Source organism: Escherichia sp. MOD1-EC6162 (assembly GCF_002965125.1).
In the GTDB taxonomy this organism is placed as follows: domain Bacteria; phylum Pseudomonadota; class Gammaproteobacteria; order Enterobacterales; family Enterobacteriaceae; genus Escherichia; species Escherichia marmotae.
This window is the reverse complement of the sequence record NZ_PTSB01000020.1, coordinates 1-17,482: the sequence shown is the minus strand read 5'-3', so window position 1 is coordinate 17,482 and position 17,482 is coordinate 1. Positions and strand designations below refer to the sequence as shown.

The 17,482-nt window shown below is 42.4% G+C and carries 19 protein-coding genes and 2 riboswitches; of the genes, 5 read left to right on the top strand and 14 right to left on the bottom strand.

Going from position 1 to position 17,482, the window contains the following annotated elements; genetic code table 11:
• Window positions 1-30: 30 nt before the first annotated feature.
• The 3 genes from A9587_RS16425 to thiM all read right to left on the bottom strand — a co-directional run bounded on the left by A9587_RS16425 (window position 31) and on the right by thiM (window position 2,497).
• On the bottom strand, window positions 31-846 hold the full coding sequence (locus A9587_RS16425; RefSeq protein WP_016248945.1) for a glycoside hydrolase family 25 protein: 816 nt from the start codon (window positions 844-846) through the stop codon (window positions 31-33).
• A 65-nt stretch (window positions 847-911) separates the two neighbouring features.
• Window positions 912-1,712, bottom strand: coding sequence for a bifunctional hydroxymethylpyrimidine kinase/phosphomethylpyrimidine kinase (gene thiD / locus A9587_RS16420; RefSeq protein ID WP_016248946.1), 801 nt, complete (start codon window positions 1,710-1,712; stop codon window positions 912-914).
• Window positions 1,709-2,497 carry a hydroxyethylthiazole kinase gene (thiM, locus tag A9587_RS16415; RefSeq protein ID WP_001195641.1) on the bottom strand — a complete coding sequence of 263 codons (789 nt, stop codon included), beginning with the start codon at window positions 2,495-2,497 and terminating at the stop codon, window positions 1,709-1,711. Before thiM ends, thiD begins: the two co-directional genes overlap by 4 nt.
• Window positions 2,498-2,531: 34 nt before the next feature.
• A riboswitch (TPP riboswitch) is annotated at window positions 2,532-2,628 on the bottom strand.
• Between the two features lie 215 nt (window positions 2,629-2,843).
• On the opposite strand from thiM, the gene A9587_RS16410 reads away from it, so the two are divergent.
• Window positions 2,844-3,083 carry an HTH-like domain-containing protein gene (locus A9587_RS16410; RefSeq protein ID WP_105263662.1) on the top strand — a complete coding sequence of 80 codons (240 nt, stop codon included), beginning with the start codon at window positions 2,844-2,846 and terminating at the stop codon, window positions 3,081-3,083.
• 195 nt (window positions 3,084-3,278) lie between these two features.
• Here the strand turns inward: A9587_RS16410 and A9587_RS16405 are convergent, their stop codons facing one another.
• Genes A9587_RS16405 through A9587_RS16395 form a run of 3 tightly spaced genes read right to left on the bottom strand, consistent with a single transcriptional unit; the run spans window position 3,279 to window position 4,468 of the window.
• Window positions 3,279-4,028, bottom strand: coding sequence for a hypothetical protein (locus A9587_RS16405; protein ID WP_000034849.1), 750 nt, complete (start codon window positions 4,026-4,028; stop codon window positions 3,279-3,281).
• Between the two features lie 37 nt (window positions 4,029-4,065).
• Complete coding sequence (locus tag A9587_RS16400) at window positions 4,066-4,248, bottom strand: hypothetical protein (protein WP_000894473.1); 183 nt, start codon at window positions 4,246-4,248, stop codon at window positions 4,066-4,068.
• 19 nt (window positions 4,249-4,267) lie between these two features.
• On the bottom strand, window positions 4,268-4,468 hold the full coding sequence (locus A9587_RS16395) for a hypothetical protein (RefSeq protein WP_105263663.1): 201 nt from the start codon (window positions 4,466-4,468) through the stop codon (window positions 4,268-4,270).
• A 2,024-nt stretch (window positions 4,469-6,492) separates the two neighbouring features.
• Here A9587_RS16395 and A9587_RS16390 point away from each other — a divergent pair.
• The gene (locus tag A9587_RS16390; RefSeq protein WP_000065230.1) at window positions 6,493-7,032 is read left to right on the top strand and encodes a recombinase family protein; all 540 of its coding nucleotides are present in this window, start codon (window positions 6,493-6,495) and stop codon (window positions 7,030-7,032) included.
• 166 nt (window positions 7,033-7,198) lie between these two features.
• Here the strand turns inward: A9587_RS16390 and A9587_RS16385 are convergent, their stop codons facing one another.
• Window positions 7,199-7,663 (bottom strand): helix-turn-helix domain-containing protein, encoded by a 465-nt coding sequence (locus A9587_RS16385; protein ID WP_001316486.1) that lies wholly within the window; start codon window positions 7,661-7,663, stop codon window positions 7,199-7,201.
• A 110-nt stretch (window positions 7,664-7,773) separates the two neighbouring features.
• On the opposite strand from A9587_RS16385, the gene A9587_RS16380 reads away from it, so the two are divergent.
• The gene (locus A9587_RS16380; RefSeq protein WP_000737406.1) at window positions 7,774-8,121 is read left to right on the top strand and encodes a hypothetical protein; all 348 of its coding nucleotides are present in this window, start codon (window positions 7,774-7,776) and stop codon (window positions 8,119-8,121) included.
• A 77-nt stretch (window positions 8,122-8,198) separates the two neighbouring features.
• On the opposite strand, the gene A9587_RS16375 is transcribed toward A9587_RS16380, so the two are convergent.
• The 3 genes from A9587_RS16375 to rcnR form a co-directional block, all read right to left on the bottom strand.
• Window positions 8,199-8,924, bottom strand: coding sequence for an HNH endonuclease (locus A9587_RS16375; RefSeq protein ID WP_000240374.1), 726 nt, complete (start codon window positions 8,922-8,924; stop codon window positions 8,199-8,201).
• A gap of 128 nt (window positions 8,925-9,052) precedes the next feature.
• Window positions 9,053-10,360 (bottom strand): tyrosine-type recombinase/integrase, encoded by a 1,308-nt coding sequence (locus A9587_RS16370; protein WP_001257775.1) that lies wholly within the window; start codon window positions 10,358-10,360, stop codon window positions 9,053-9,055.
• A gap of 66 nt (window positions 10,361-10,426) precedes the next feature.
• Window positions 10,427-10,522, bottom strand: a riboswitch (TPP riboswitch).
• Window positions 10,523-10,613: 91 nt separating this feature from the next.
• Window positions 10,614-10,886 carry a Ni(II)/Co(II)-binding transcriptional repressor RcnR gene (rcnR, locus tag A9587_RS16365; protein ID WP_000019944.1) on the bottom strand — a complete coding sequence of 91 codons (273 nt, stop codon included), beginning with the start codon at window positions 10,884-10,886 and terminating at the stop codon, window positions 10,614-10,616.
• Window positions 10,887-11,006: 120 nt separating this feature from the next.
• Between rcnR and rcnA the strand changes: the two genes are divergently transcribed.
• A complete protein-coding gene (gene rcnA / locus A9587_RS16360) occupies window positions 11,007-11,834 on the top strand; it encodes a nickel/cobalt efflux protein RcnA (protein ID WP_000134639.1) in 828 nt (275 codons plus the stop codon).
• Between the two features lie 217 nt (window positions 11,835-12,051).
• Entirely contained in the window at window positions 12,052-12,390 is a 339-nt protein-coding gene (rcnB, locus tag A9587_RS16355) for a Ni(II)/Co(II) efflux transporter accessory subunit RcnB (protein WP_000153060.1), read from the top strand.
• Window positions 12,391-12,471: 81 nt separating this feature from the next.
• Here the strand turns inward: rcnB and A9587_RS16350 are convergent, their stop codons facing one another.
• The 4 genes from A9587_RS16350 to A9587_RS16335 form a co-directional block, all read right to left on the bottom strand.
• Window positions 12,472-13,506 (bottom strand): fimbrial protein, encoded by a 1,035-nt coding sequence (locus A9587_RS16350; protein ID WP_001516675.1) that lies wholly within the window; start codon window positions 13,504-13,506, stop codon window positions 12,472-12,474.
• Window positions 13,507-13,516: 10 nt separating this feature from the next.
• Window positions 13,517-15,997, bottom strand: coding sequence for a fimbrial biogenesis outer membrane usher protein (locus tag A9587_RS16345; RefSeq protein WP_105263664.1), 2,481 nt, complete (start codon window positions 15,995-15,997; stop codon window positions 13,517-13,519).
• 15 nt (window positions 15,998-16,012) lie between these two features.
• Window positions 16,013-16,687 (bottom strand): fimbria/pilus periplasmic chaperone, encoded by a 675-nt coding sequence (locus A9587_RS16340; RefSeq protein WP_000677379.1) that lies wholly within the window; start codon window positions 16,685-16,687, stop codon window positions 16,013-16,015.
• Between the two features lie 85 nt (window positions 16,688-16,772).
• Window positions 16,773-17,315 (bottom strand): fimbrial protein, encoded by a 543-nt coding sequence (locus tag A9587_RS16335; RefSeq protein WP_016248949.1) that lies wholly within the window; start codon window positions 17,313-17,315, stop codon window positions 16,773-16,775.
• Window positions 17,316-17,482 lie beyond the last annotated feature (167 nt).

Here is a 17,482-nt window from a genome sequence, read left to right as displayed (position 1 = left end):
ATCAGCCCCCGAAATTCTGATTTTTATAATTTACTTCGTAAGTGTGTCTCCCACAAATGCCTGCAGCTCCTCCACCGTGCCATTAAACACATTAAAATCCACCGGACCATTTACGCCATCCACCTGTCCACGGTCGGAATGCTGCCAGAAATGCCAGGCCAGGCCGTCATTGTCCGGGCGTCGCTGATAATAATGGGCCACCCACCACGGGTATTCATTGAAATATCCCGCCAGATTCGTGTGATAAAACGTCGCCCCCGCATAAATAATCGGCTTTTTGCCCGTGCTCTTTTCAACCATTTTTAGCCACTGACTTACCCGCTTGCGTAATTCTTTTGCCGATAATTTCCCTCGTTCTTCTACGTCCAGCACCGCTGGCAGATCGCCTTGTGAGAAATCCACCGTTTGCAGAAATAATCGCGCCTGAACGGAAGCTGAGACCGACGGAGAAAAATAGTGATATGCCCCGCGCAATAAGCCATTTTTGTGGCTTTGACGCCAGTTACGCGAGAAATACGGGTCTACCAGCTTTTCGCCTTCCGTAGCCTTAATAAAAGCAAACTGTAAGCGGATACCGTTGTCGCGCATTTTTGCGACACGTTGCCAGTCGATCCGCGCCTGCCAGCGTGAAACATCAATACCATGAATGGTGTAATTGGCAGGGATTCGAATAGCAAAAGATTTGACCGGGCGATAACCATAAAAGTGGATGTAGTCTTTAATCTGAATTGCTGTCGACCAGAAAAAATTCACCGTCTGACGAGGATAAATCGCCACGATGGAAATTAGCCCCAGAGCGCAGAACAAGGCGGTGAATTTTTTTCGACTGGCTATTTTTAGCTGCATTGGTTTCATCCCTGAATTTCAGCGCGAACACGCTGAAAAATGCCAAAGCAGCTATAGTATGATGCTCACCACCAGGCGTGAAAGTGGTGAACCGGACCATTCCCGTGGCCAACTTCCAGCGTGTCGGCCTGGGCTAACGCCGCTGATAGCCAGCTTTTTGCTTCCTGTACGGTGTCAGCCCAATTCGTGTGACGCGGACGCAGCGCTGCCAGCGCCGCAGATAATGTACAACCAGTGCCATGCGTGTTTTTGGTCATAATACGCGGTGCGGTAAACCGTTGTTCGCCGTCGCGGGTAAACAACCAGTCCGGGCTTTGCTCATCATCCAGATGACCACCTTTCATCAACACGGCACCACAGCCCATCGCCAATAATTCACGCCCCTGCTCCAGCATTTCCTGTTCATTACGCGCGTGTGGAGAATCGAGTAAAGCAGCAGCCTCCGGCAAATTTGGGGTAATTAATGAAACCTGCGGCAATAATTGACTGCGTAGCGTGGCAACCGCCGAAGGTGAAAGCAGCGGATCACCGCTTTTAGCCAGCATAACGGTATCCAGCACCACGTTTTGGATCTGGTAACGTTGCAGCCGTTCTGCCACCGCTTCAACAATATCCGTCTCTGCCAGCATGCCGATTTTGGTGGTATCGATTCGCACATCGCTGAACACTGAGTCGAGTTGTGCGGCAACAAAGTCAGGCTCAATGCGATACACCGACTGTACACCGCGGGTATTTTGCGCCACCAGTGCGGTGATTACCGAACAACCATAAGCGCCAAGTGCCGAGAAGGTTTTAAGATCGGCCTGAATCCCCGCACCACCACTCGGATCAGTACCGGCAATCGTCAGAGCGTTAACCCGTTTCATGCCTGCACCTCCTGCGTCAGTTGCCAGAGCGCATCAAGGAAATGGGGGATAAAACTGCCCGGCCCTTCGCTTCTGGCGACCGCACGTTCTCCGGCTTGTTTCATCCAGTGGCAGGCAGATGCAACATTTTCCAGCGTATCGCCCGGTAATGCACAACTGGCAGCGACAACTGCCGATAATGCACAACCAGTTCCTACTACTTTGGTCATTAACGGATCGCCGCCGTGAATGCCAACGATGCGACGACCATCGGTAACATAATCTACCTCGCCCGTGACCACGACGACAGCCCCGGTTTCATTCGCCAGTGTTTGTGCTGCGGGTAACGCGTTGGCTGCGGCGTCGGTGGAATCCACACCGCGACCACCATTGGCGATACCAGCTAATGCCATAATTTCAGAGGCATTACCGCGTATCGCCGCTGGCTTTAACGATAAAAGTTCGTGGCAAAAATGACGGCGATATTCGAGTGCGCCAACCGCGACCGGATCAAGCGTCCAGGGGGTTTGGGAGCGTGTTGCCTGTTCTACGGCAGCACGCATCGCTTGTGCTCGTAGCTGCGTCAGTGTGCCTACGTTAATCAGCAAGGCACTGGCGATGGCCGCAAACTGACTGGCCTCTTCGGTTTCGATAACCATCGCTGGCGATGCACCGAGCGCCAGTAAGGTATTGGCAGTAAAGGTTTGCACCACATCATTGGTCATGCAATGCACAAGGGGAGAGTGTTGGTGAAAGAGGTGTAACATGCGCGCAGATTGCGCGGAACTCAGCAGGTCGACTTGCATAGTTTGCTCCTGCCATAACGTGAAGAAGCAATGACCTGATGGTCTGTGACTTCCCTACGCTGGCATTATCCAGATCAGGTGATACGGGTATTTCTCAGCCTTCACGCAGAAGGGCACCCCGAGTCGTTTGGTTGAATCTCTATATTTTGTGCCAGCTTAGGGGAAGTGGCTTGCAGATGCAAGCTCGCCTCCATTAATTGCTTCTTCTCTGTGTACCCCATTTTGTACCCCATAGAAGGAATGAAAAAGAAACAATTAACGACTATCATTCAGATGGTGAAAACCATTGATTATATTAATTAGCTAATTAATATTATTTTTCTAAATTTGATAGGTGAGATAAAAAATGACAGAAACCCAGATCTACGAGAACATTAAGCAAGCCATTAGCAGCGCACCACGAAATAGCCAAACGATGGTAATGCACCTCCAGATGATCAAATATGCTGACCATCTTAAAAAGGTTACGGCAAAAGAGTTTTGTGGAGGTGTAGGATTTAAAGCCAGCTTTGGTACAGAGTTCAGCAAAATGAGAAATCTTACCGAGCGACTCAAAGCTGCTGGACTTGACACCACGAAGTTATAACAAACAAATCATCAATATATTACTTTCGTTTTCCAGACTTACTTGCATATGTTTCTAAGGCCAGAAAGAACAATAACCAACACATAGCTAATACCATAATATTTTCATTTTATATTACACAGAGAGATTTTTAGAGAGTGGAATAGATGAATTCTATTTTATTTTTCACTAAATATTGAATCATAACCCTCCTTATTAAAATGGAATATCAAAGTCTTCATATACTTTGGAATGTTTCTTAGAAAAATATGCCTCAATACCATTTGGTAGCTTTAACCTGTGCTTATAGGCTAACGATGTTGCAAATTCTATAAATGATGCTCCTCCTGTTCTTGTATGCTTCTGCTTGATAATAAGAGAGGCAAAATTTTCTAACACATCCTCCCTATCATTCGTTACCTTTTCATCAAATATTGGTGAAACAGGAGTTTCTTCCGTCTCCCACGGTAAAGGCGCATCCAACCAATCATCAAGAACATCAAAAGAAGGCTGTTTATGGCCTTTAGGTTGTTCCTGTGCTTCTTCTGCCTCAGAAAGATCAGAGAGTGATGATTCTCCTGGGGGAGTAATATGTGCATCTGTGAGAGGTAGCGCACGTAATTTTAAAGGACGTTTTGGAATTCGTTCTCCGACCTCTTCTAAAAGACCGATTTTAATCATAAGACCAATCAATTCATTAACTGTCTTACGGCTACAGCTACAAACTTTACTTAACTTCGTTTGTGTTTCAAAACATATTCCCCCTGATTTATCCCAATCTGAAACATAGCAATATAATTTTTGCATTTCTGCACTAAACTTAACTTTTCCACCACCAACACTTGAGGAGTAGATAAACTCAATCTCACAAAAGTAATGAGGTATATTCAAAGTTCGGTCTTTAATTTCTCCTGTTTGTTTATCAACATACTGGTATTTTTCACGAATCAATTTAATTTTAGACATTAGAATAATCTCCTTATAAATCACGCTTAATGCGCTACTAAAGTGAATGAGGATCATTTACCTTTTTTTGTTTGATATTCTCTGCTGCTTCAGTAATGATTCCTAACATCAAATCACTGACCATAATTTGCCTTTTCTTGGCTTCAGCAAATAAAACCTTGAAGGTTTCAGGGTCAACGTGTAGGTAAGTGCGCGGAATTGGTTTCTTAGTTTCGAGCATAGTTTTCTCCTTCTCTTCTTTACTCTGTTTCAGATTCTTTTTCAGATCCTTTTTCATTTTTTCGCAGTTCATCAATAATTTTTAGTGCTGCATCGAAACATTTTTCACGCTCTGGATAACCACAACGGCGAGCGGTGTTCCTGTGCATCCTTACTTTAAAGCGGTTGATCTCACCACGTTTCCAGGCTTCCACTACATCCTGTGGAGTGAAATATTTCATTAATTAACCTCCTTATTCTATTTGGTTAAAAGAAAAAACACCTTGCAAACCTGACGGCTTCAAAGTGCATTGATTTTGATTATTTATAGAAAAGGAAACTATTCTTATCCCTCTAATACCTATTATTACATAGAAAGAGACATTTGTCAATATCTTTTCATAAAAAGTTGATATTTTTAATGTAGTTACATTTTTTCTTAGCAATTCGTGCTCTTATATGTAATGCTATTCTTTATTACCAGCCAAAATGCGCTAAAACGCGTTCTAACGAAGTTTTGATAAAAGCAATACATTCCCTTATGTAATGGCTGTTTAGCTCGCCAGAAGCTTATTTAAGGGGCTTAATTTGTATTTGTCAGGTATATGAAAAGGTGATGGTAGATATAAGATAGAGAGTTCTTAGATTAGTTACTTTATAAAACGTTCTGTAAAGCCCTGTAGTGAGTTTATATATGTAGACAATGCGTTTCTATTCCCTACCCTGCTTAATGCTGTTAGAGAAGCATTTAGACCCCTTATTTTTAATTAACTAAAGTATCCTCTATACCTTGTGTTATGAAAGACCTCTGAATCCTTCATAAAACACATTATGACGCAAAGAACACTTTTCTAAGGTGATTCCCTTCCTGAATGCTGTTTCTTGCGTCAGAGAGCTACACAGAGAGCTTATAAAGCTATTATTAATAATAAAGTAGATAAAGTAAGTAAGATAAAGTAAGAAGATTAACTAAGATAGATAAGATTAATAAGATCAGAATTCTCTTTCGGTGTCGCCTCTGGCTTTTCCACCGAAAACAATTACACGACTACAGAATGTAGGAAGTGAAATTGTATTGAGGCTTAGTGAAATTACACGAGGAAAGCAGAGTGTAATTGAGCTTTAGCCGCTCTCTCTTCGAAGTAATTACACAACTACACGAATAACAGAGTTATTAAATGTAGGAGGGTAATTAAGAGTTAGAGAGAGTTTACACGTAAGCAATCAGTATGATTGTTTAGGTGATTACTCTTACTGCGCACAGCGCAATAGTATTTCTTCGTGGGCGTTACCGCTAACGATAGTTACACGAAGAAAGAGTAACACTTTGCTTTCGGTGTGAGCGTAACGGGCCAGCCACGAAGCCCAAAGGTAGCGGAGTAAGGCTGCTTGCCAGAGAGTGAAGCAAACGCCGGAAGGCAAAAAGATCATATATATAGATATAAAGAATATTATTATGATCTAATTAATAATATAATATAGTTTTATTTAGTATTATAAATAATATATCTTATTGTGTAACCTTTCGTTACATCCAATCATCTTCCGATGTAACGTATCGTTACTACCGATGTGTAATATCGTTACATTCAATAATTATTCTATGTAACGTATCGTTACTACCAACTTTCTTACAGAGAGCATTTCAGATAGCTGAATGTAACCTCTCGTTACATCCATTTGTCACATAGCACTCTGTGTAATGCCTTTCTATGTGTGTGCCATAATCCCCTATATTCCCTGTGTAAATCATAGAATAATGCTCTCTATTCCCTGTGTAATTCCCTACTAAAAAATCCAATGAAAAGTAGCTTAAAAGTGCAATGTTAACTTTCTTCACTTTTACAGCACTTTCGCAAAGCCTTGTGTAATGCGGCTTACAGAGCACCATCAGAAATTGTTGGCTAAAAATTGTTCTGCTTGTTTCTGAGCGAGTTTTCTCGTTTGTGCAAATTTTAAAATTTATTTTGTTTTTACAGCCTTATTTCGTGTAATGCGTGGCATAGCAAGCCCTTTTCTTGTGTTGTCAAGACATTTGGCAACGTTCAAACATCTGTTTAGAAATGCCAAATTGTTGATCTAACAAATAAACCTGTATAAACAGAACACCATTTAATCTATTCCCCTGTGTATCCATTAGGCATACCAAATGAATACATCTAAATCGAGTAATATTCCGTACCCATAAGGCTTGAAACAGATCAAATGAATACGATATACTCATTTGCATTGGAATAGTGCCAAATCGATACATTAAGGGGATTTTATGAGCAATATCGGCTATAAGCGTGTGAGCACTGTAGATCAGAACACTGATCGCCAGCTTGCAGGAGTAAATCTCGATAAGGTTTTTGAAGATAAGCTGTCCGGTAAAGACACTAACCGTCCAGGCTTACAAGCGTGTTTATCCTATCTGAGAGAAGGCGACACCTTACACGTCCACTCTCTTGATCGTCTTGGACGTAACACCTTAGACATTCTTGCTTTAGTTGAACAACTTAATAATCGTGGTGTAATTGTTCGCTTTCACAAAGAAGGGATCATTGCAGACATTACAAGCGCGATGGGAAAAATGATGCTTACTATGTTGTCGGCAGTGGCAACGTGCGAACGTGAACTGATGTTAGAACGTAAACGAGAAGCGCAAGCCGTCAATCCTACAAAGCGTGGTAAAGGTAAGGCAGTGGATAGAGAAGGTATAAAGAAAGCCCTTTCTGATGGCGTGTCAGTGCGTAAAACCGCCGAGATCTTTAATGTTGCTCCTTCGACGGTACAGCGAATTAAGAAGGAAGAAGAGGAGGCGTAATGCCTCCTTGATATTTGACAGGGACGGTCGGCAGAAATCGGGGCTTGCTGATCTCAGCGTTGAGCGGTTCTTGCAATGGTGCCTAGGTGCTCGCTTGTATTCCCCTTCGACAATCACCACTAAGCCACTTATTGCCTTGTGGAGTGGCCCGAAAATTACTGATATCTTATTGATTCAGTCGATCCCATTTAACCGCAGATACAATTCCCCAATTACCACTAGCATTAGGCCTACGCCACTTCGCGGTTTCCATTCCACGAAGGTATTCGAGAGCTTCATTGAACGAACTGAAACGTTTCTGGGCTGATTTTTCCCCTACTCTAAACGAACCATCGCGAGTACTTGCCAATCCTGGATGAAAACACGACCCATCTGCAGCATAAGGAACAAGTACCTCCTGATCATCAGGTTTCCTTGAATCAGAAGCTAGTAACTGCCAAGGCTCAATACGCAAAGCGTCAGCCAGAACCTCAATTGCATCAAGAGATGCATTAGAGCAACCACGCTCAATTCGACTCATATAACTACGTGCAAAACCACACCGATCTGCAAAGGCCTCTTGGCTTAAGCCAATAGCTATACGGAACTCTTTTACTCGTTGTCCAAAAAGGTATCTCAGATTCTTTCGCATGGCACAAAGATGCAATTTGACGCACCAATTAACCACGCACTAATCGTGACATTTTGAATCAATCATGTATTATTAGCATCACCATCCATTTGACACACCAAGGGAGACAAATGAAAAAACTAGTATTTGCCGCTTTGTTAATTCCAGTAATGGGCCACGCCACAACCTTTTCCTGTAAAGCAATACAGGAAGGTCATATTGACTCGGGAAGTCAGAAAGTTTCTGTAGATTCAACTTTTGATATACAAGATAAAAAAATGACCATAAATCTTGGCGGTAAAACTTGGAGACTTGATTTTGTAGGTCAAAAAAGCATCGCAAAGATGTATGCTACACCTGACGGAGGGGTTGCAGCCACATACATTGACAATGGCAGTATACCGATATTTGTATTACGCCCTTCTAATCCCGATGGAGAGATGGCTGTTTACACATTGAGTATGTGTTCTGAAGTATGATTGATCGGCGTGATATTCACGCCGTTTTTGGGGAAATTTGTATATTGAAAAATATAGAAATAGAACTTTCATCAAGCCTATTTATTAACAGGTAGCAATGTCAGATCGCCATAATGGGCTTGTCTATGGCAATTAGGACATAATGCAATAGCATTTTCCACAGAGTCCTCCCCCCCCTTTGAAAGCCACTCAATATGATGAACTTCTAGAAATGGAGTACCATCTTCCTTTAGAAAAGGAGCATCTCGCTTACAATATTGACATTTTCCATTTGCTCTCAAAAGAACTTCAGCAACTACATATGGGCTTCGTTTATAAACTCGTGTTGTTACTTCGATTAGTTCCGGGATTTTACTTTCTGTCGCTAAAATTTGCTTTCGTTCCACTGAAGATAATTTTGCAGCCGTCCCAACAGCTTCTTCGAAAACCGATTTTACTTGACGATAACGCCACATCCCTTCTAAATCCTGGTATAATTCCCAAATACCGTGCACAGATGGTTGATAGATTTCAAAAATATTTCCACGCTTGAACAATCGGTCATACTTATGATGCCGATGAGTTACATCATCAGTTCGTCGGGCAGTTTTGTTGAAACTCCAGTAGCTCCGCTTACAATTAACTGTATTAGCAATTAAATTGAGCCAAGTATTATCTTTATAAGATGGAAATAGCTTTCTAAGATAATCATCTACCTGCTTAGCCGTTGCAGCCCCACCAAACTGATTAGCAATTATCTGTATGGTAATAGCTCTTATCGGTTGATCGCCATACTTGTATTTTTTGCCTAAATTTTTAACCATAGAAGACTCACTAAGCCTAAATTCATCTTAAGTTATTATTGTAAATTAGTTGTGAAAATTTTTGATCTCAGACAATAAAAATCTACAAATTATTAGCTGGTTATACACTAAGAAAGATACACGAATAACTAAGTCTCCCAACAAAGACCATCGATCACATAACAAACGGTGGAAAGTGGGAATGTGTGCAGATAACGCTGGGTAATCCCTACTCCACTCTTTTCATGACCTACCACCTGTTGCAGATGCGCCAAATTACTCACCCAACCAGCTAAACAAGTAGAAATCATAGTATGCCGGAAACTATGCACCAAGCGCCGCTGCCCATAATCATCAAGATAAGGAATATCAAGCTGATCACGAACATCTGAAAGAACTTTACCTATCTTTGACATATTTCGACCTGAGACTTCCGAAAAGATTTTCTCTTTCCATTGGCGGTTAACAAAATCCAGAAACCCCCACTCAATCAGTTTGGGATGAATCACTACCTGTCTTGTAGCATTCTCAGTTTTACCCAGCCTTCTTTCCGCGATCAGAAGATAGTGCCGCTGGCTATCTTCATCAAATTTGATCTGCGACTTCTCCAGTTTAGCAATCTCACCTCTTCTGGCTCCTGTGTACGCCAACAACAAAGTGATCCACTTCTGCCATCCATCAGGCTGCTTTAGTGCCCATCCTACAAATTTTTTCATTTCTGCTGCACTGTATGCACCAAACCTAGCTTTGGATGGTGCCGCTACTATTCCATCAGTCGGAGACTTAGATAGAATATCTTTGTTTTCAGTCAGAAATGTTTTGAATAACGATTTGTAGATTTTAAGGTGCTTATGTACAGCCTCAGCACCAACTAAATCCTCTGGCAGCACATCATCACATTCGATTAGTTGCTGAATAGTCATTGACCTATACGGTTGCACTACACGCTTTGGTAAGTTTTCGACAGTTTCCATTACTCGCTTAATATCTTGTTTGGTGATTGCCGTTACGTCTGTTTCTTTTCCCAAGACAACAAGCAATACCTCCATATAACGCTCATTTGCCATTGAGATCGATTTTGTCCAATTTCGACCTCTTTCCTCCTTGTACATAGCCCACGCATCAGCAAGTGTTAGCACCTTTTCCGGTTTGGCTGGTGGTTGAAGCTGCAAAACTTCTTTAGAAATATTGTTCAATTGCTGAGGGAGTGGCAACGGAATCATTACGTTACGTGACGAAGCGATCAAGTTTGAAACAAACTTATTAAATTGCGGCAACGGAGTAGCGAGTGATTTAACGAAAGGAATGTGCGGAGTAAGGCCAATCATCAACGCCGATGCTTCGCGATAACTGTCAGTAAAAAGTGATTTTTTGTATATCCGACCATCCGAAAGCCGGATTTGTAGATAGTAATTACCGTTTCGCTGAAATGTGTATGGGAGAGTTCTTGACCTCATAAACGACCCCTTTTTGTACCTTAACAGCATGATTTATGGTCAAAAAGAGATACAACCACATAATTTTCAAGACTATTTTGGCCCCCTACGCTGGCATTATCCAGATCAGGTGATACGGGTATTTCTCAGCCTTCACGCAGAAGGGCACCCCGAGTCGTTTGGTTGCGATGATGGATCGCAGATAAGGATGGTAAGGCCCCGCGCACACGTTGTAAACGAGGAAAAACGGCGATATTACAATAACGTTGTGAAATTATTTTATATAAGAATCCAGCACCTTCAGAACGACATCCAGATCTTCTTCACGCTTTAATTCATCGCCCTGATGAACAATGTGTTCCGTCAGATGGCCTTTAATCACTTCTCGCATCAAGCCGTTTACCGCACCACGAATGGCGGCAATCTGTTGTAGTACGGCAGCACATTCGTGCGGCTCGTCGAGCATTTTCTTGAGCGCAACAACCTGTCCCTGAATCTTACTGGCGCGCGCTTTCAGTTTCTGTTTGTCACGGATGGTATGAGACATGGCAACACCTGGTTAACAAGATAATGAAAAATCATAGCACTATTAATCTACTGGGGGGTAGTATCATGTACTGGGGGGGAGTAGAATCAGGGCGTCGATTTAATACTAAGAATTATTATCATGACCGAATTTACCACTCTTCTTCAGCAAGGAAACGCCTGGTTTTTCATCCCCAGCGCCATCTTACTTGGTGCGCTTCATGGGCTGGAGCCAGGGCACTCAAAAACGATGATGGCAGCGTTTATCATCGCCATTAAAGGCACCATTAAACAGGCGGTGATGCTTGGACTGGCGGCAACTATTTCACATACGGCGGTGGTCTGGTTGATTGCCTTTGGCGGGATGGTGATCAGCAAACGCTTTACTGCGCAGTCAGCGGAGCCGTGGCTTCAGTTGATTTCCGCGGTGATCATTCTTGGCACCGCATTCTGGATGTTCTGGCGTACCTGGCGCGGTGAAAGAAACTGGCTTGAGAATATGCACGAGCATCACCATCATGACCATGAACATCATCACGACCATGATCACGAACATCATCACCATCACGAGCATGGTCAGAGCGACGAGTATCAGGATGCTCATGCGCTGGCTCATGCCAGTGACATTAAACGACGCTTTGATGGTAGAGAGGTCACCAACTGGCAAATTTTGCTGTTTGGCTTAACCGGCGGGCTTATCCCCTGCCCTGCGGCAATAACAGTGTTGTTGATTTGCATTCAGTTGAAAGCCCTCACATTGGGTGCAACTCTGGTCGTCAGTTTCAGCATCGGCCTGGCATTAACGCTGGTCACCGTAGGCGTTGGCGCAGCAATCAGTGTTCAGCAGGTTGCAAAACGCTGGAGCGGATTTAACACTCTCGCTAAACGCGCCCCCTATTTTTCCAGTCTGTTAATTGGTTTAGTCGGATTGTATATGGGAGTGCATGGCTTTATGGGTATTATGAGATAAAACAATCACCTGGGCTTCGTTATCCCTTTAGCCCAGGATGATTCTTAAATCAGCTTATTCCGCTCACTTCTCGCTCAATGAGGATGCTTTTGCTGCATCCTTTCATTTACACTTTTTACGAAATCATGGGATCACTAACAAAATATCTCTTGTCGGTTATATTGTATGGCAGGAAAGATATGCGACTGATTTTACTGATCCCCAAAGTGGAGAGTATATGACCATAAAAAATAAGATGTTGCTGGGTGCGCTTTTGCTGGTAACCAGCGCAGCATGGGCCGCACCAGCCACCGCGGGTTCGACCAATGCCTCGGGAATTTCGAAGTATGAGTTAAGCAGTTTCATTGCTGACTTCAAGCATTTCAAACCAGGTGACACCGTACCAGAAATGTACCGTACCGATGAGTACAACATTAAGCAGTGGCAGTTGCGTAACTTGCCCGCACCTGACGCTGGAACCCACTGGACCTATATGGGCGGTGCATATGTGCTGATCAATGATACCGACGGAAAAATCATTAAAGCCTACGACGGTGAGATTTTTTATCATCGCTAAAAAAAGCCCCCTCGGAGAGAGGGGGAAATGCAGACACCTTATTATTTTTTATTATTAGCCACTTGCTCGTCTTGTTTGTTATTAGTCGTATTTCACGTTGATCAGTGCGGTTGCCTCAAGTGCACCCGATTTAACTTTATTTTTATCGTATACATAGTAACTGGCCAGGACAGGTATATTAATAATATTACTATTTAAAGGAGCTCCGGGTTTATCTGTTTTCCATAATGATGTCGCCGCGCCCTGATCGCCGCTAGCAGAAATTTTGATGGCTGCTTCAGTCCCTTTTGGTGGTTCTTTTAGATCCAAAACAAATCCTACACCATTATCTATGTTGCCACGCAAAATTGTATTGCTTCCTGTAACTAAGTCACTGCTGGAAAGATATACGACCATATTCCGCGATGCTTGTTTTGTGCCGCCGAAAAGATTATCACACTTCAACGTAATTATTCCTTCCTTACTGTTCGCCGTAATCTTTCCCTGACTTCTGAGTTGGGACAAGGCAATATCATCTACTTTTATTATTGTGTTTTCAGGCTTACAGGTCGTATTTTTAGGATAATAGGAAATACTTAACCCAAGCGTAAATGTATCCCCCGCCAGTTTACTGGTGAGATAACTTACACACCAGTTAATCTTCAATGTCTTACAAATGCCCAACCAAAAGTCAATGGATGAAGATGACTCACCGCCAATATTTGCAATCACAGTATCTGAAATAAACCAGGTAGGTTTTCTTTCTCCAGTAAAATCAGGTGTACCTTTGGATATTTTAACCACATAGGGTAATACTGCCTGCGCATTGCTGGATTTCCCAATCGTGTCACTGGTTTTACCTAAAGACTCTATTTTAACCTTTAACTTTTCGCCATTACCAAAAGGTCCAACTTCAACCCAATCACTTTGGATATTTTTATAGACTATTTTATCCGTGCTCGTATCACAAGATATCCCCGTAAACACGACACTTTTACTAAAGGAAACCTCATTCGCTAAAATCTCCCCCACATTAATACTATCAGTAATATTTAATGATGCAGTGGTACGACATCCAGCCCAGGTAAAATTAGCCCATAAAATAAAAATTAGTAACATTCCATTTCTGAAAATCATATTCCACCTCTCACCGACAGATATAATTTTTACTTTCATCAATCTCTTTACCGAAGGTGATTGTGCATGAAAGCCCTTGTTGCTTATCAATTGCCACATTAACCGCTGGTGGTATTTCATTGGTGCGAATAAAAAGCTGACTTCCCTGGCCGACAACGCCAATATTATGACCGTGGATATCATTGACTTCGTAGCCAAATGTTAACGGTTGCCCATCCACTCTTAATGCTTTTATAAACCAGGGTTTGCGTTGATCGGTGTCGAAATTGACCAGAACGACCGCGCCGCGATAAGGGGCGGCAATTTTACGGTTACCGCGTAATTCTGTTTCACTGTCACTTTGCGATACATCCAGCATCAGGTGATTTTCCCGATGAGGAGTTATTCCGTCGTATACCACGACACCATTACGGTTCGTGGTGCGATATTTTTGCCCATTCACATAAGCATCTTTAATTCCCGGCGCATGCATCACGGCAAAAGTTTCAGAAAGACGATTAGCCAGATTAACGCCACCTGACCAGGCGACAATGCCCCCTGAAACACTGGCTCCAGCCTGCCGATAATTACTCGACTGACTATAACTGCCATTCACTGTCGCCACAGGCGCGTTCCAGGTTAAATTCGCCCCTGCTGTCGTTTCATTTCCCTGATGTTGATGACTCAGGTTGACACCATAATTGAACTGATCTCGACTCCCTACTATTCCTGATAATCCCGTATTATTTGAGGCAAAACCCTGATCATCAAACGTCGTTGAGTTAGACATATATATTTGCCGACGAGGCGTCGTAACGTCATCTCCCCAGTCAAAGGGTATCGATATAAAAATATTAAAGCGTTTCTCTTCATGATGATTCTCGTCATATGCCTGACTTGCCGCGAGGGTATAGCTTATCCGTTGCAAATTATTGGAATAACTCAACTGATAATCTTTACTGCTGCCGCTACGCCCCCAGTAATCCCGCCATAAAGTACTTAATGACACAGATCCCCAGCCTTCTGGCATTGACTGACTCATATTGGCGGAAAAGCTATTTTTGCGACCAAAATCATTCTGGTAATAATCGGCAATGTCATAGACATCGTTTTTATCACGACGATAATTATCTTTATTATTTGCCCACACATAATCGTTAAACGTCCGGTAATCACGCGACGAATAACGCCAGGCCGCCAGACCAAAACGTGTCGATGTTTGGCTCAAAAATTTGTTATAAGCAATTTGATAACTTTGCCCGTCAAACACATCACCATTGTCTTGCTTACTGTGCGATTTAGTTGCGTCGACTGAAATTGCGCCAATGCGCGTGTTCCAACCTGTTCCCAGGGTAAACGCGTAGTAATTATTAGCAATCATCGTGCCGCCATACAGCGTCAATAAGTTATTAAAACCATACTGATAACCTGCCTGGACAAAATCACTTTGCTTGCTCGCACCTTCAATATGACTACGGCCCGCTGCAAAATCATATTTCGACACGCCGGGTTGCAGCATATTAGGTACTGCCGCATAAGGCACCAGATATGTAGTAACTGAACCATCGGCTTCCTTAACACTCACATCAAGATCCGCACCTCCGCCCGCTAACTGCAAATCACTAATCGAAAACGGGCCTGGTGGAACCTCTTTCTGATAAACGACAAAACCGTTCTGTTCAATAGTTACCAGCGCGTTACTCTGGGCAATCCCCTGTACCCGCGGGGTAAAATTTTGCTTCGAGTTTGGCAACATCTGCATATCACGAAATAACCGAACTCCGCTGAAGCGAACGGAATCAAATATATCGGCTGACGTGTACATATCACCAATACGCAGCGTGCCGAGAATTTGAGAAAATCCACGTTCCAGATACAGTGTATTGCTTTTCCACTCCCCTGTATTGTTATCTGTTTTGCTAAAACTGGCATCAGAATGCAGTTGCCACCCCAGAAAATTTAACCCGCTGTTAAAACGTACATAGGTACTTTTGCTATTTCCCGACGCTTTATAGTCGCTGTAATACTGACTCACATAATAAGAGGTGTAAACCGCATTAATTCCCCGTTCCCAGTTTTCCGGTGGAACATAGCCACTTTCCAGCTCTTCCACCCAGGCTTGCGGAACACTGAAATCGAGACGAAAAACGCCGATATCCCAGGCATAACTCCCCCCCTGAACAAGTTGCTCTAATGTTAAACATTGCTTGTCGCTGGCAAAGTTATCGGTATTAATACCTAACCGTTTGATAATATCCCTCGATAAACACGTTTCTTGCGGATTATCTTTAACGCTAATTTCATATTTACCGCGCCATTGTTTATTAACATAAATATCGATTTCATATTGGCCAGGCAAAGGTTGATTATCATCCAGACGAATATGAGCAACCTGTTGGTCTTTCATTCCCCCCATCATAAAATGGGTATCAAAGGTTTCTTCAGCCGCATAAGCTTCAATGCCGAGCAATAACGCAACGATTGCTGATGCAAGTGGGGTCATTCTCAACATAGGCAGCTCCTGCAATTAAATTTTGTCACTAATATAGTTGCCATGATCATCAATAATGGTCAGATGCCAGCTATTTGCATTATTATTTTTTACGTTAACACTCTGACTTTCTAATGGTGCAATCATGATAGTTTCATAATTAACTTTGACATTATTGGCTTTTACATCAGAAATCGTTACCCAATTCGCTGAGTCATTTTTTATCACCAAATGATTACCACTGCGATTCACCAGCAATTTTTTAAATATTGCTTTGTTTACCGGTGGGATACCCGCCGGTCGATAAAACAATTTAATTCTGTTTTGCATCGCAAACTTCAGTGCATTCTTGCCTTCTTGTTCTGGACTATTTGGTGGAATATCCAGAATATTCAGATAAAAAATACTCTCTTTATTAGTGGGCAGTTTATTCGGCATGATTTTAATTTTTACTTGCTGCCCGGAATTTGCCCCTATTTTTGCCACTGGTGGCGTTAACATAAAAGGAACCTGGATTTTTTCTGGTGGGAGTGAAGTATCACCATCATCAATCCACGCCTGAAGCAGCGAAGAGCGATCACCCTGATTCATCAACTGTACCATCACTTCTTTTTTTTCTGCCGGGTAAATAATACGTGTCCCGTAGATAACAACTCCGGCATGTGCAGGAAAAACCATCGAAGAGATGAGCAAGGGTAATAATCCTTTCATCTTAATTCCTCTTTAAATTAAAAGGCCGCCATGGGGATAGCGGCCATGCCTATTACCTGGAGAAACTTGAAAATTTATTTAATTATTAATCCTGGGCTACACGCATAACTAAAGAAGATACTACATCACCTGATTGCACTGAGTTTTCTGTCAGTTTCAGATATTTCGCTTTAAACGGGATCGCATATTGACCATCCGCTGTTTTATAATTTTCAATATTAAAAGGTGCAGAAACATCCAGGACATCGCTGTTATCACCTAAATAGAGATAGTAGCCCACGGTATCGTTACTACTGGCTATAGCTTTATCGTTGCCGGTTATTTTATCGTTGGTAATCAACGAAAGTTTTACACCAGCAACCTCTTTCGGACAGCTAATTTTTAACATGCTACTGGTTACACCGACCGCATCATCATAGGTAGAATATTTAGATTTACCATCAAAGACAGTAGTTGGTACAGTCGGCATATTAATACTTACTGAATCACCACCTGCTTCGAATTTACATGGGGACTCTGCAATATTCCCTTTAATGGTTAAAGTCCCGGTATCAACATCAGCAGCAAATACCTCAGCACTCATGAAAAAAGAAGAAAAGACAGCGGCAGCAATAATTGAACGTTTCATAACATGTTCCTTAATAGAATTTATTTTTGGTTGTTAAGAGTCTGTATCTCCTGGGAACAAATTTCTCACGCTTCAAAAGTTACCGCAATGTAAACATATTGTTTTATTGATTTAAAGCAAATTAACTATTGCAATATAAACGCAACAAATAGCTAATGGTATTAAAT